Annotated in this window: 12 protein-coding genes and 1 tRNA gene; 5 read left to right on the top strand and 8 right to left on the bottom strand. The window is 52.6% G+C overall.

The window, feature by feature from the left end:
- Positions 1 to 21: 21 nt before the first annotated feature.
- Together B4C79_RS02470 and B4C79_RS02475 are read right to left on the bottom strand one after the other, a co-directional pair.
- On the bottom strand, positions 22 to 297 hold the full coding sequence (locus tag B4C79_RS02470; protein WP_291751659.1) for a hypothetical protein: 276 nt from the start codon (positions 295 to 297) through the stop codon (positions 22 to 24).
- Between the two features lies 1 nt (position 298).
- Complete coding sequence (locus B4C79_RS02475; protein WP_291741679.1) at positions 299 to 769, bottom strand: DUF2778 domain-containing protein; 471 nt, start codon at positions 767 to 769, stop codon at positions 299 to 301.
- Positions 770 to 951: 182 nt separating this feature from the next.
- Between B4C79_RS02475 and B4C79_RS02480 the strand changes: the two genes are divergently transcribed.
- Complete coding sequence (locus tag B4C79_RS02480) at positions 952 to 1,158, top strand: hypothetical protein (protein WP_291741681.1); 207 nt, start codon at positions 952 to 954, stop codon at positions 1,156 to 1,158.
- Between the two features lie 134 nt (positions 1,159 to 1,292).
- Here B4C79_RS02480 and B4C79_RS02485 read toward each other — a convergent pair.
- From B4C79_RS02485 to acs, 3 genes are all read right to left on the bottom strand, one after another.
- A tRNA-Ser gene (locus B4C79_RS02485) sits at positions 1,293 to 1,383 on the bottom strand.
- A 60-nt stretch (positions 1,384 to 1,443) separates the two neighbouring features.
- Positions 1,444 to 3,498, bottom strand: coding sequence for a VC_2705 family sodium/solute symporter (locus B4C79_RS02490; protein WP_171099994.1), 2,055 nt, complete (start codon positions 3,496 to 3,498; stop codon positions 1,444 to 1,446).
- A 112-nt stretch (positions 3,499 to 3,610) separates the two neighbouring features.
- Complete coding sequence (gene acs / locus B4C79_RS02495; RefSeq protein ID WP_171099996.1) at positions 3,611 to 5,593, bottom strand: acetate--CoA ligase; 1,983 nt, start codon at positions 5,591 to 5,593, stop codon at positions 3,611 to 3,613.
- A 203-nt stretch (positions 5,594 to 5,796) separates the two neighbouring features.
- On the opposite strand from acs, the gene B4C79_RS02500 reads away from it, so the two are divergent.
- The gene (locus tag B4C79_RS02500; RefSeq protein WP_105029578.1) at positions 5,797 to 6,333 is read left to right on the top strand and encodes a TIGR00645 family protein; all 537 of its coding nucleotides are present in this window, start codon (positions 5,797 to 5,799) and stop codon (positions 6,331 to 6,333) included.
- 39 nt (positions 6,334 to 6,372) lie between these two features.
- Positions 6,373 to 7,893, top strand: coding sequence for a fumarate hydratase (locus B4C79_RS02505; protein ID WP_171099998.1), 1,521 nt, complete (start codon positions 6,373 to 6,375; stop codon positions 7,891 to 7,893).
- A 13-nt stretch (positions 7,894 to 7,906) separates the two neighbouring features.
- Here B4C79_RS02505 and B4C79_RS02510 read toward each other — a convergent pair whose 3' ends face one another.
- Together B4C79_RS02510 and B4C79_RS02515 are read right to left on the bottom strand one after the other, a co-directional pair.
- The gene (locus B4C79_RS02510; RefSeq protein ID WP_105029580.1) at positions 7,907 to 8,674 is read right to left on the bottom strand and encodes a M48 family metalloprotease; all 768 of its coding nucleotides are present in this window, start codon (positions 8,672 to 8,674) and stop codon (positions 7,907 to 7,909) included.
- A 121-nt stretch (positions 8,675 to 8,795) separates the two neighbouring features.
- A complete protein-coding gene (locus B4C79_RS02515; protein ID WP_291742283.1) occupies positions 8,796 to 10,709 on the bottom strand; it encodes a propionate--CoA ligase in 1,914 nt (637 codons plus the stop codon).
- A gap of 175 nt (positions 10,710 to 10,884) precedes the next feature.
- Between B4C79_RS02515 and B4C79_RS02520 the strand changes: the two genes are divergently transcribed.
- Together B4C79_RS02520 and B4C79_RS02525 are read left to right on the top strand one after the other, a co-directional pair.
- A complete protein-coding gene (locus B4C79_RS02520; RefSeq protein WP_105029581.1) occupies positions 10,885 to 11,919 on the top strand; it encodes an extracellular solute-binding protein in 1,035 nt (344 codons plus the stop codon).
- A 220-nt stretch (positions 11,920 to 12,139) separates the two neighbouring features.
- The gene (locus tag B4C79_RS02525; protein WP_291762221.1) at positions 12,140 to 12,709 is read left to right on the top strand and encodes a TetR/AcrR family transcriptional regulator; all 570 of its coding nucleotides are present in this window, start codon (positions 12,140 to 12,142) and stop codon (positions 12,707 to 12,709) included.
- A 126-nt stretch (positions 12,710 to 12,835) separates the two neighbouring features.
- Here the strand turns inward: B4C79_RS02525 and B4C79_RS02530 are convergent, their stop codons facing one another.
- Positions 12,836 to 13,729: a MaoC family dehydratase gene (locus B4C79_RS02530; RefSeq protein ID WP_291739159.1), complete on the bottom strand. Its 894-nt coding sequence runs from the start codon at positions 13,727 to 13,729 to the stop codon at positions 12,836 to 12,838.
- Positions 13,730 to 13,732 lie beyond the last annotated feature (3 nt).

The following is a 13,732-nucleotide window of genomic DNA, read 5'->3' on the forward strand; positions in this document are numbered from 1 at the left end:
GTACTCCTGGTTTGAATGCTGCTAACTGCCGGCGTTAGTTTGCCATTTTGCAAGTTTGAATACCAACCACACACCAAAAAGTGAAAGTATTAGACTGACTGCCACCGTCATCAAGAACTGGAAATCTTGTTTGTCTTCATAGCTGGATACTCCGCAGCACGATTGCAGGAGATCCCACATTTCGGGTGAAAAGTCAGGCATCGGAAAATAAGCAGGATTGAACTGAAAAAACTGAAAAACAGGCCATGAAGAAACGAGCACAATTAAAAGGAAAGCCAACCGTCGGAAAAGCTTCATGTCACGCAACCTCTAAAATGCCCAATGCAGCGAATTTCAATCCATCAAGTTTTTGAGGGGGTTTGCTAAATAGAAGAGAGCGTAATTCAACAAACTTGCTCATCTGATCCACAACGATACAGCCTTCACTGATTCCAAAAGTACCTTTTGGATGAAGGCGAAATTCGCCACGTTTGATCGAATCACACCAAGTTTCATCATCAACTTTACTGTCTATCGCATACAGGCTGAACCAATCGGATCGGTCCTGATAAAGATCTCTTAGCCATCCTAACCTGCCACCCGACTCCCGATTTAGAATGTAATAGCGTCCTGGTGGAATTGGTCCGACATTCCTCAAACAGGCGTCTATACGGCGATTTGTGTGAGGGCCAAACCCGGAAAACGCAGGATAGCTGAAAATCTTCCCCGATTGACTCACTGACAACTCACTCATTGGCTGGTTGTTGAGTTTGAACTTGCAATTAAGCATGTTTGAATACCCTCTCCCACAAAATTGGGCAAGGCTGCTGTGTATCCAGGTTCCTGTCAAATTACGACTTTGCTCTGGTTCAGGAGAGTTAACTCGGTCGATTATGTGTTTGTGGAAGTGCTGTTAGTTGTGATTGAATCAGCGTTTATCGGCAAAACCAACTTCTGATCGACCTGCATAACATGAAACTTGAGTTCAAAACATTGCTCGCACTAGTGCCATCAGGTAATCGGCGTGCGCTGAGCATCAAGGGTGAGAATCAAACTAGAAAGATCTCGGAGAATGAATCGGACCGCAAAGCCTACCTGACGCGTAAAAAAGAAGCTGAAATCAGCCCTAGAGAATTGCTTAAGAATCTCAAGACTCATCGTAGAAAGCGCATTTTTTGATAAGTTAGAGCGCGCTACGCAGGTAGCCCCAAGGCACGCAAAACATGGAGCCTACTGCTCGCGATTGACCTCAACGCCCCTGCCGCCCAAAAATGAAAAAGCCCTAAACTCGGTTCAGGGCTTTTTGTAATTTCTGGCGGAGAGAGGGGGATTCGAACCCCCGATAGGCTATTAACCTATACACGCTTTCCAGGCGTGCGACTTAAACCACTCATCCATCTCTCCGCGGTAAGCGCGAGAGTATAGCAAAGAATCGCCTTGGGTATCCAGTGCATTCTCTCGGCATCACACTTTTCCTTCCGATTCGGGCAGCCGCAACACACGCATTACGGCGGGTGCTTCGTCTTTGCGCCCACCCAACAAGGAGGCCACCACCATGGCCAGGGCGCTTAAAGGAATGGTAAACACACCACTGGCCACGCCGCTCAAACCCCCAATTTGCACAGCATCCAGATTAAACAGAGCCATGAACGATGAATTGGTCAGCGCAAGGCAAAGGCTTGAACTGAGAAACCCTGTGCCCATGGCCCACAAGGCCCCACGGCGGGTAGCACCGCTCCAGAAAATACCGGCCACCAGTGGCACAAACAAGCTTGAGGCTGCCAAAGCAAATGCAGAGCCAACCAACACCACAATATTGCCCGGCTGCAAACTGGTAATCCAGGCGGCCATCAGCGCCGCGCTCAGCAACGCAATTTTTGACATGGTCACCCTGCGCTGTGCAGTGGCCTCGGGGTCGAGCACCCGGTAATACAGGTCATGCGACAAACTGCCTGCAATCGCCAGCAACAAACCATCGGCGGTCGACAATGCGGCAGCAAGGCCACCCGCAGCAATCAAGCCTGATAGAAAAAACGGCATGCCTGCAATTTCAGGCGTAATCAACACCAAAATATCGGGGCTCAAACCGATTTCTGCAAACTGAACCACACCATCCTGGTTCACGTCCTGCAAGGTGGCCAGGCCTGGCGTCACCCGCGACCACGCCGCAATCCAGTTAGGAATCTCGTTGTAACTCAATCCCACCAGGTTTTCGTACACCACCACCTTGGCGATCACACTTAACCAGGGCGAAGCCAGATAAATCACCAAAATACAACCCAAGGCAAACACCACCGACCACCGGGTTTGTGACGCATTCGGTGTGGTGTAAAACCGCATAATGATGTGGGGCAATGCAACGGTCCCACACATCAGGGTAAAAGCCACCGCCAGAAAACTGATCAAGGCCCGGGAATTCGACAGCCCGGAATCGTCTTTGACCGACCCAAAATGCGGCACGCTGGCTTTCACCTTATCCAGGTAACGCTGCTTTTCCTGACTCCATTTGCGTTTGGCATCTTGGGGGTCTTTGGGGTAGCTGGTCAGCACCCGCTCGGCTGCTTTGATTTCTTGAAACGTCGAGCCGTCGTAACGCGCCAGTTCCAGGTTTTTACGGCGTGCCTCATAGCCTTCCGCCCAAGATGAAGGCAGGGTATCAATCAACAATTGATAGCGATCCGCTTCCCGCAGGTACACACTGCGCACCTCGGCTTCCGCAGGGTCGGCAAAAAATTTACGTTCCTGCGCCCGCACATACTCGGGAAAACTGGTGGGGCCACCATCCACAAAACGCTCGGTGTCGCCTTTGCCGGTAAACCCGATCAAGGCCACCACGCTCACCATCATGGCGACGATCATTACAATGTATTGCGCAACTGCGGTCCAGGTTACCGCCCGCATGCCACCCAAGAAAGAGCACACCAAAATACCGGCAAGTCCGAAGAACACACCGATACCAAACTCGACACCGGCAAAGCGCGACGTAATCAAACCCACCGCGTAAATTTGCGCAATCACGTACACGAAAGAAATACTCACGGTGATCAATACACAAATCAGGCGCACTGCCCTGCCCTTGTCAGGTCCGGCATAGCGGGTGGCCAAAAAATCGCCCACGGAGAAAAAAGCGAATTTGCGCAGGTAGGGCGCAATCAGCAAGGCGATCAGCACAAAACCGCCAGTCCAACCCACCAGCAAGGCCAAGGCTTCAAAACCGCTGTAGAACAAGGTGCCCGCCACCCCCAGAAAGGAGGCCGCACTCATCCAGTCTGCAGCTGTGGCCATGCCGTTGTACACCGAGGGTACGGTACGCGAGGCCACAAAGTACTCGTGCATGTCCGAGGTGCGGCTGAGCAGGCCGATCACCGCATAAGCACCCAGCGTGACGAAAATGAAAAAGTAACCAATCCACTGCCGGCCTATGCCGTAGTCCTCCATAATGGCGGCGCCGGCAATGCACACCAAAAAGCCGAAGGTAAGCACCGAGAAAAACCGGGTCAGGCTGAGCGTGAAACTCATAAATTTACTCCCGGTGACTTGATTGTTTCAAACGAAAAAAACCAGTCCACCGAAGTGGAACTGGTTTTCAGGATTGCCAACACTTCCCGGTTCAAGGAAGGGGCCGGTTCAATTAAAGCGGCTTGCCCAATTGATCCAGAATGGCCGGATTCTCCAGGGTGGAGGTGTCTTGCGTAATTTGCTCACCTTTGGCCAGGCTGCGCAACAAACGACGCATGATTTTGCCTGACCGTGTTTTGGGCAGGTTGTCGCCGAAACGAATTTCCTTGGGCTTGGCGATCGGGCCAATGTCTTTTCCAACCCAGTTGCGCAAGTCCATGGCCAGTTTCTGCCCGGCTTCACCCGTAGGGCGATCACCCTTCAACACCACAAAAGCCACAATCGCTTCACCGGTCAATTCGTCAGGGCGACCCACCACTGCGGCCTCGGCCACCAATTCGTTGGCCACCAGAGAGCTTTCAATTTCCATGGTGCCCATGCGGTGTCCCGAGACGTTCAGCACATCGTCGATTCGACCCATGATGGTGAAATTGCCGCTGTCCTTGTCGCGCACAGCGCCGTCACCGGCCAGGTACAACTTGCCGCCCAATTCTTCAGGGAAGTAGCTCTTCTTGAAACGCTCGGGATCGCCCCAAATGGTACGGATCATCGAAGGCCATGGTCGCTTCACCACCAAAATGCCGCCCTGGCCGTTGGGCAAATCACCACCCACTTCGTCCACCACCGCCGCCATGATGCCGGGCAGTGGCAATGTGCATGAACCAGGCACCAGGGGTGTGGCACCGGGCAGTGGCGTGATCATGTGGCCACCGGTTTCGGTTTGCCAGAAGGTATCAACGATAGGGCACTTTTCGCCACCCACATTCTTGTAGTACCACATCCAGGCTTCCGGGTTGATCGGCTCGCCGACTGAACCCATCAAGCGAAGGCTTGAAAGGTCGTAGCTCTTGGGGTGTACTTTTTCATCAGACTCACAAGCCTTGATCAATGAACGAATCGCTGTGGGTGCGGTGTAAAAAATGGTGGCGCTGTGGCGCTGGATCATTTCCCAGAAACGGCCAGCATTCGGATATGTGGGCACGCCCTCAAACACGATTTGCGTAGCACCCACAGCCAATGGGCCATAGGTAATGTAGGTGTGGCCGGTAATCCAGCCAATGTCGGCCGTACACCAAAACACATCATTGGGCTTGATGTCGAATGTCCACTTCATGGTGAGCATGGCCCACAGCAAATAACCAGCAGAACTGTGCTGCACACCCTTGGGCTTACCGGTAGAACCTGAGGTGTAGAGAATAAACAGTGGGTGCTCGGAATCCACCATTTCAGGCGCGCACACATCACTTTGCTTGTCAGCCAACTCGTGCATGTACACATCCCGGCCAGCCTGCATGCCCACATCTGCACCTGTGCGTTTGTACACAATTACATTCTTCACAGCGTCGCAGCCACCCAGGCTTAGCGCTTCATCCACAATCGCTTTCAGGGGCAACTGCTTGCCACCGCGCACTTGTTGATCGGCAGTGAACACCGCCACCGCACCTGTATCCACAATACGGTCTTGCAAGGCCTTGGCCGAGAAACCGCCAAACACCACGGAGTGGGTTGCACCAATACGCGCACAGGCTTGCATGGCCGCAACACCTTCCACGCTCATGGGCATGTAAATAACAACACGGTCGCCTTTCTTCACGCCCAGGCTTTTCAGGCCGTTGGCAATGCGGCTTACCTTGGCCAGCAATTCCTTGTAAGTCACCTTGGTCACTTCGCCGCCATCGGCTTCAAAAATCAAGGCAACCTTGTCACCCAAGCCAGCATCCACGTTCTTGTCCAAACAGTTGGCAGAAACATTCAATTCGCCACCAGTAAACCATTTGTAGAATGGGGGGTTGGATTCATCCAATACCTGGTTGTAAGCCTTTGCAAACTGCAGGTTTTCTTTGGCCAAACGGGCCCAAAAACCTTCGAAATCCGTTTCAGCTTCTTTGCACAAGGCTTTGTAAGCGTCCATACCGCCAATTGCGGCGCTGCGCTGCCAGTCAGCACTGGGCTGAAACACACGCGTTTCGTGTGACACTGATTCGATCGATGACATCCTGTCCTCCAAGGGTTACTTAGTTTTCTATTAATTTAGTTTGCATAAACAATAGGCAAAAGCTCTTACTCTCACCTTACACCATGGCGCACCACAGCAATTCGCGTTCCAGCTGAGCGCAAGTAGCACCGGTGTAGTTTGGTTCTGCTATAGTTTCCGCCATTACCCGATTAACCATTGCTGCACCGCACACCTGTCACAAAATGGAACAACACACCAAACAACCCATTCCGCTTCTGGCCCGAATCATTTTCTCAAGTCGCTGGCTGCAGTTGCCCCTTTACCTCGGTTTGATCGTTGCCCAAATCGTCTACGTGTATCACTTTTTGATCGAACTTTGGCACTTGGTGGGTGGCACTGCCAGCCATCAACTCGACGAAACCGGCATCATGCTGATCGTTTTGGCGCTCATCGATGTGGTCATGATATCGAACCTGCTGATCATGGTCACCGTGGGCGGTTATGAAACCTTTGTCAGCCGCATGCGGCTTGAAACCCACCCAGATCAACCCGAGTGGCTGGATCACGTCAACGCCTCGGTGTTAAAAGTAAAACTGGCCATGGCCATCATCGGCATTTCCTCCATTCACTTGCTGAAAACTTTCATCAACGCTGAGCAGTACGACACCAAAACTATCGTGGCCCAGTCCGCCATTCACGTCATTTTCCTGCTGTCTGCGGTTGCAATTGCCTGGTGTGACCGACTCATCTCGCAACCAGCCCACGGCAAAGCACATTAAAATAAGGGGCTAAGCACCCAATTTGATCAGGAGCAGTTCATGACCACCATCAAGCAAGAAGACTTCATCAGCTCGATCGCCGATGCCTTCCAATATATTTCTTATTACCACCCGCTTGATTACATTCAAGCCTTGGGCAAGGCCTATGAGCGCGAGGAAAGTGCTGCTGCCAAAGATGCGATTGCGCAAATCCTGACCAACAGCCGCATGTGCGCCGAAGGCAAACGCCCTATTTGTCAAGACACCGGTATTTCAGTGGTGTTCCTGAAAGTGGGCATGAATGTGCGTTGGGAATCGACCATGAGCGTAACCGACATGGTGAATGAGGGTGTGCGCCGTGCTTACCTGCACCCCGACAACAAACTGCGCGCCTCGGTGCTGCTCGACCCGGCCGGTGCCCGCAAAAACAGCAAAGACAACACCCCCGCCGTTATTCACTATGAAATAGTGCCCGGCGACGACGTTGAGGTGATTTGCGCAGCCAAAGGTGGCGGCTCCGAGAACAAATCAAAAATGGTCATGCTCAACCCCTCTGACTCCATCGTGGACTGGGTACTGAAAACCGTACCCACCATGGGCGCGGGCTGGTGCCCCCCGGGTATTTTGGGCATTGGTATTGGTGGCACGCCCGAAAAAGCGATGCTGCTGGCCAAAGAAAGCCTGATGGCCCCTTGCGACATTCATGAACTGCTGGAGCGCGGCCCCAGCAACCGAATTGAAGAATTGCGCCTGGAGCTTTACGACAAAGTGAATTCACTGGGTATTGGTGCGCAAGGCCTGGGTGGCCTGACCACCGTGCTGGACGTAAAAATTCTCGACTACCCCACACATGCCGCGTCTTTGCCAATCGCAATGATCCCGAATTGTGCCGCCACACGTCACGTGCACTTCCATTTGCATGGCGATGGCCCAGCCAAGCTTGAAGTGCCAAACCTGGCTGACTGGCCACAGGTAAGCTGGACTGCCGACACCGAGAAAAGCAAGCGTGTGAACCTGGACACGCTAACCCCGGAAGAAGTGGCCAGCTGGAAACCCGGTCAAACCTTACTGTTGAACGGCAAAATGCTGACCGGCCGCGACGCTGCCCACAAACGCATCGCCGACATGTTGGCCAAAGGTGAAAAATTGCCGGTGGACTTCACCAACCGCGTGATTTACTACGTGGGCCCTGTCGACCCGGTGCGCGACGAAGCTGTGGGCCCAGCCGGCCCCACCACCGCTACGCGCATGGACAAGTTCACTCGCATGATGCTGGAAAAAACAGGTTTGATCGCGATGATCGGCAAAGCCGAGCGCGGCCCGGTTGCGATTGAGGCAATTCGTGACAACAAATCAGCCTATCTGATGGCTGTGGGTGGCGCGGCATACCTCGTGTCCAAAGCGATTACCAATGCGAAGGTGGTCGGCTTCGAAGACCTGGGCATGGAGGCCATTTACGAGTTCGAGATCAAGGACATGCCGGTCACAGTGGCCGTGGACAGCACCGGTATTTCCGTGCACAACACCGGCCCGAAAGAGTGGCAAGCCAAGATCGGAAAAATTCCAGTCAGCGTGGCTTAACCATCCACCACAGCTAACCGACGCTGGTCTTGCGCCACCATCTTGGCATGGCGCAGGCCAGCACCGCAATTGTCAGCAAAACCGACACCTCAAATCCATACAAAGTGTCGCCGGCATAGCTGCCAGCACCGGATGCTGGCCAGCTTTCCACCGCCGCTTTTACCGTCGAATCAATAGAATCGATAGGCTGGGTGTAGCTAGGCACCAAGGCTGCCAATACTTCCGCATCGCTCAACTGCATGGCCAAATTATTGAAGGTGCCCGAGAAATCCTCGGCCACCAGGCTTTGCTCACCGGCCTTGATTTTTGCGACCCGCAAGGTGCCCTCGGGGTGTTGAATGCTTTTGGTTTCGCCAAGTAAAAATGAAGCGCCCGACACAGGGTCGTGCCCCAAGCCCAACACCAACTGCGCGCCGAACAAATCTGCCTGCAGTTCCATCTCGCGCATCAGCCTGGAATAATCGCGTTTCATGTCCGGGGACAACATGAATTCATCGAACGTGGAAACAATCCCGTACTGCTGTTGAATCTCAATGGTTTTATCAGGATGTTTCAACACAAGGTGACCGTACTCATGCGCGATCAAAAAAACCAACTGATCACTGTTCATGAACTTGATTCGATCTAGCCCAATGCTTAAATTTGCGGCACCTTGTTCGTCTATCCAGGTACCCACCATGGTGCTGTTCTGAATAAAGTGAACCTGCGTGGGCACACCATTGAAAAAATGGTTGTCGAACAACACGCTGAGCTTGAGTACTTCCAGCGAATGATTTGCCATTCAGTAGCCCTCCCTGAAACGGCCAGTGACAAACCATTAAAACACGTTTTAAAACACACCACAAAACTGAAACAAGCCCGAATTTCCTGGTCTGTTTTCAAGCTTCCCTGGTGTGCTTCGTTCACGCCATTGCGTTCTTGATTTGCGCAAGTGCGGTGGGGTCTTCAATGGTGGTCATGTCGCCTGGGTCCCGGCCTTCGCACACCGCCTGAATTGACCTGCGCAGCAATTTGCCGGAACGGGTCTTGGGCAACACATTCACAAAGTAAACGCGCGCGGGCCTGGCCACTGCGCCCAACTGGGAATCCACCACCTTCATGATCTCGGCTTCCAGTGTTTTGGCTTGTGCCTCGTTGACTGCGTCAGCCGACTTCAAAATGGCAAACGCCACAGCCACCTGCCCCTTCACCTGATCGGCCACACCCACCACAGCCACTTCCGCCACCGCGGAGTGAGAAGAAATACTCTCCTCAATTTCCCGTGTACCCAGGCGGTGACCCGCCACGTTGATCACATCGTCGGTGCGGCCGAGAATAAAGAAGTACCCGTCCTCGTCGCGAATGCCCCAATCGAAAGTGGAATAAACTTGCCGGGTTTTAAAGCTTGACCAGTAGGTTTTTACAAACCGCTCATCATCGCCCCACACGGTTTGCATGCAACCGGGAGGCAGTGGCCCTTCAATGGCCACCACCCCTTTTTCATTCGCCTTGCAAGGTTGCGCGGTGTCTTCATTCAACACATTCACGTTGAAACCAAACACTGGCACACCGGGGCTGCCCAACTTACCGGGCATTTCCTCAACGCCACGCTGTATCGCCAAAATTGGCCAGCCAGTTTCGGTTTGCCAATAGTTATCAACGATCGGCTTTCCAATAGCCCCTGAAATCCAGTCTGAAGTGGTTTCATCCAAAGGCTCGCCCGCCAGAAACAATGCTTTCAGCGAACTTAAATCGTATTTGCTCAAATAGGCGGGATCCTGTTTTTTCAGCACGCGCACAGCCGTTGGTGCCGAGAACAACACCGACACTTTGTGATCCTGAACGATCTTCCACCAAATGCCGGCGTCAGGCCGAATGGGTAAGCCCTCGTACATCACCGTGGCCATGCCTGCGATTAAAGGGCCGTAAATAATGTAGCTGTGCCCCACAACCCAGCCAATGTCGCTGGTCGCAAAAAACGTTTTTCCCTTCTCGCCCATGAAAATGTATTTCATGGAAGCTGCAAGAGCCACGGCGTACCCGCCTACGTCGCGCTGCACACCCTTCGGTTTGCCGGTGGTACCGCTGGTGTACAAAATGTAACTGGTGTCTGTCGCCTCAAGCCAGGTTACTGGCACTTTGGCCGTGGCCAGTTCTTTGCGCAATGCAGCGTAGTCGTGGTCTCGCCCCTCCACTGTGTCAAATGGCACCAAACCCCGGTTCACCATCAACACATGGCCAGGCTTGTAGCTTGAACGGGCAATCGCTTCGTCCAAAAGTGGTTTGTAAGCGACTGCCTTGCCAGCGCGTGAACCTGCATCGGCCGAAACAATCACCTTCGGTTTTGCGTCTTCAATTCGTGAAGCAAGGCTGTGTGATGCAAAACCGCCAAACACCACCGAATGAATTGCACCGATTCGCGCACAAGCCAGCATTGCAAAGGTCGCTTCTGGAATCATGGGCATGTAGATCAACACACGGTCGCCTTTTTTCACACCCATGTTTTGCAGCATCGCAGCAGCAATTTGCACTTCTTGGTGCAATTGGCGGAATGTGTAAACCTTTTCTTGATCTACTTCTGTGGACACATAAATCAAAGCTGGCTTGTCGCCCAATTGGTCTAAGTGTCGGTCCACCGCGTTGTAACACAGATTGGTTTCTCCACCCACGTACCAAGCGGCAAAAGGGGGTTTGCTGTCATCCAGCACTTTCTCAAACGGCTTTTGCCAATGAATCAAATCCGCCTGACGGGCCCAAAAACCCTTGGGATTGCGGATGGATTCATCGTACAAATTCTGATAAGTCCCATTGGACTGGTGCTTCGCTTGCTCAACCACAGCGCTGTCTCCTCGTTCTTGTTGCAACCAATGTAGAAACTCGCGCTTACGACACTCTGACTACTACAAAAATTATTGTTAAACGAGAACACTTCTTGTTACATGAATGATTACTATTTGCTAGACTAGAGCGGTTCAATTTCAACCAACCACATTCAGGAAAGTCCTTATCACCATGAATAACACTTTCAAAAAACTGATTTCAGTTTCCATCGCTGGCTTGATTGGCGTAAGCGCTGCCGCTCAGGCTGACGAGAAAGTCATCAACCTGTACTCGGCCCGCCATTACTCAACAGATGAAAAAATGTACGAGGACTTTACCAAGCAAACTGGCATTGCCATCAAGCGCCTCGAATTGGGCGATGAGGCTCTGCTTGAGCGCATGCGCAGCGAAGGCGCGCGTAGCCCTGCCGACGTGGTGTTGCTGGTGGATGCTGCACGCCTTGCGACAGCCCAACAAGATGGCCTGTTTCAGCCTGTGAAATCCAAAGTGCTCAGCGACAAAATCCCGGCGCAATTCACCGGTGAAAATGGCCTGTGGTATGCATTCTCAGCACGCAGCCGCGTGATTGTGTACAACAAAGCAAACGTCGACCCCAAGCTTGCCCAAAACTATGAAGACTTGGCCAAGCCCGCATTGAAGGGCAAGGTTTGCACCCGCACGGGCTCACATCCCTACATGCTTTCTTTGATGAGCAGCATGATCAACCACCTGGGTGAAAAAGGCGCTGAAACCTGGGCACAAGGCGTGGTCGCCAATATGGCTCGCAGCCCCAAGGGCGGTGATACTGATCAAATTCGTGCAGTGGCGTCTGGCGAGTGTGGCGTGGCCCTGACCAACAGCTACTACTGGGTTCGCTTGTTAAACTCATCAAAACCTGAAGACAAGGAAGTGGTGTCCAAGGTTGGTTTCATTTGGCCCAACCAAAGCAGCTATGGCGTGCACATGAACGTGTCTGGTGGTGCTGTGGCCAAAAACGCACCCAATCGCGATGGTGCAATCAAGTTTCTGGAATATCTGGCCAGCGACTCCGCCCAAAAATACTTCGCAAATGGCAACAATGAATGGCCAACAGTGCCTGGCGTGAAAGTAGACAATCCTGCTTTGGAGTCTTTGGGGGCTTACAAGCAAGACGTAACACCTTCCAAAACACTGGCGGCGAACACGGCCTTGTCCCAGCAAATTATGGATCGTGTGGGTTACAAGTAAGAAAAAGCGGTAACTTACCGACTGCCCACCCGTAAAAAGGCCTCACATTTTTTGTGGGGCTTTTTTTATTCACAAAACTGAAAGAAGCTTGCTACACTTCAAAACATCCATGTAACCGGCTAGTAAATTGGTGAAAAAAGCGAACCACAACAACAAAAACGCGGCGCCTACCCTCGAGACAAAACGCCTGGGCACACGAAAGGTGCCCAAAGAACAACGCATGAGTCAAATTCTGGACGTGGCCGGCTCAGTGTTCTCCCGCCACGGTTTTCACTCCACCAGCATGGAGCAAATCGCCGAAGGCGCTGGCGTAACAAAGCCTCTGCTTTACCGCTACTTTGGCTCGAAAGATGCGCTTTACCTGGCCACCATTACCCAGGTCGGCAATCACCTGATGTCGGGCCTAACCTTGCTGATGGCCAACCCAAACCCCAAAGAGCGGCTGAAGTTGATCATGCTCAGCTTTTTGACGTTTGTGGAACGTCACAGGGAAGGTTGGTCAGTGCTTTACAACGAGGCGCTCACCAGTGTGGGGCCAGTCGGCGAGAAGGTTGCTTTCTTCAGAAACAGCTTTATTGAGGCCTCGGCCAAAACCATTGAAGAACTCAACGATCCATCAAAGGCCAAAAGCAGCGACAAGGCCGGCATACAAGCCGTGGCCTTGGCCAACATCATGGTTGGCGCTGTTGAAGCGGGCGCACGTTGGTGGATTCAACACCCGGAAATTCCGATTCGCGACATGCAGAAAATGATCGAAACCAGTTTGATGCCGGGACTGTCGGAACGATAGTCGCCAGCGCTTTTGCATTCGCGAAGTCGCACGAACCGAGCCAGAATCAAAAAGGGGAATTCGACTTGGATCTAGGCGCAATGAGTGACGCGCTGCAAACTACACCAAGCTACTCAGTCACTAAACTCATCGAGCTTCAATACTTCCAACCATCAACACTTTCGAATCACGCTCGGCCAGCACCTCAAACTTCGAAGCACTATCAGCTGTTACATGCTTCACCGAAATGTCAGACGGCAGAAACACCGGCTGTTTGAACGACAAATCAAACTTGCTTGCACGTGCGCTCAAGCTGGCCTCAACAATGCTCAATGTTTTTGCTGCGGTCCACATGCCGTGCACAATCGCTTGCTTGAAACCAAACATTTTCGCGGTTTGCGCATACAGGTGAATCGGGTTGTAGTCATTTGAAACCTTGGCGTACTTGCGGCCCTGGTTTTCAGGCACTTTCACGGCGGCGTATTGCGCACCCAGGGCACTCAATGGCTCAACTGGCGCAGGCTTTGTCAGTGGCTTGGGCATGCCCTTTACGCGGCACAAAATGGTCATCACACTGCTCCAGTGCACTTCCTCACCCACCAAAAACTGGGTGTGTACATCAAATTCCAGACCCAGCGAAATGCTGCGGGTATCGCCCACTGTCACCAACACATCGTAAGCCACACCGTATTCCAGCGGCTTGGCGCATTCAATTGAGTTGTGCAAGTGAACCATGCCCAACATCGGCATGGGGTGCTCAGGGCGGCTCAGCAAATACATGTGCAGGGGCGAAGCCACCACCTGAGGCGCGGTCAGGGAAATTTCATCTTCCTTGAAGCCACACACAGCGTTGTACTGGCGTACCCACTCGCGGTCAATAAACACTTTCTTCACCCGGGCACCCAGGCGTGCAGCCTGTGTGTCGGGTTTTGGTTTTTTATTGGACGTGGTGGCAGCCTTCAGCAGCAGCGCCTTGCCGTTTGGAAACTCGGTCAGCTCGAAAAATTTCGCCGCTGCTTTCAGGGTGTCATTCACGCTCATGAT

The sequence above is a fragment of the Limnobacter sp. UBA7229 genome (assembly GCF_002473065.1).
In the GTDB taxonomy this organism is placed as follows: domain Bacteria; phylum Pseudomonadota; class Gammaproteobacteria; order Burkholderiales; family Burkholderiaceae_B; genus Limnobacter; species Limnobacter profundi.

Coding starts and splice junctions, on each gene's coding strand:
- B4C79_RS02470 (WP_291751659.1), bottom strand. CDS start 297: ATGAAGCTTTTCCGACGGTTGGCTTTCCTTTTAATTGTGCTCGTTTCT.
- B4C79_RS02475 (WP_291741679.1), bottom strand. CDS start 769: ATGCTTAATTGCAAGTTCAAACTCAACAACCAGCCAATGAGTGAGTTG.
- B4C79_RS02480 (WP_291741681.1), top strand. CDS start 952: ATGAAACTTGAGTTCAAAACATTGCTCGCACTAGTGCCATCAGGTAAT.
- B4C79_RS02490 (WP_171099994.1), bottom strand. CDS start 3,498: ATGAGTTTCACGCTCAGCCTGACCCGGTTTTTCTCGGTGCTTACCTTC.
- acs (WP_171099996.1), bottom strand. CDS start 5,593: ATGTCATCGATCGAATCAGTGTCACACGAAACGCGTGTGTTTCAGCCC.
- B4C79_RS02500 (WP_105029578.1), top strand. CDS start 5,797: ATGGAACAACACACCAAACAACCCATTCCGCTTCTGGCCCGAATCATT.
- B4C79_RS02505 (WP_171099998.1), top strand. CDS start 6,373: ATGACCACCATCAAGCAAGAAGACTTCATCAGCTCGATCGCCGATGCC.
- B4C79_RS02510 (WP_105029580.1), bottom strand. CDS start 8,674: ATGGCAAATCATTCGCTGGAAGTACTCAAGCTCAGCGTGTTGTTCGAC.
- B4C79_RS02520 (WP_105029581.1), top strand. CDS start 10,885: ATGAATAACACTTTCAAAAAACTGATTTCAGTTTCCATCGCTGGCTTG.
- B4C79_RS02525 (WP_291762221.1), top strand. CDS start 12,140: ATGAGTCAAATTCTGGACGTGGCCGGCTCAGTGTTCTCCCGCCACGGT.
- B4C79_RS02530 (WP_291739159.1), bottom strand. CDS start 13,729: ATGAGCGTGAATGACACCCTGAAAGCAGCGGCGAAATTTTTCGAGCTG.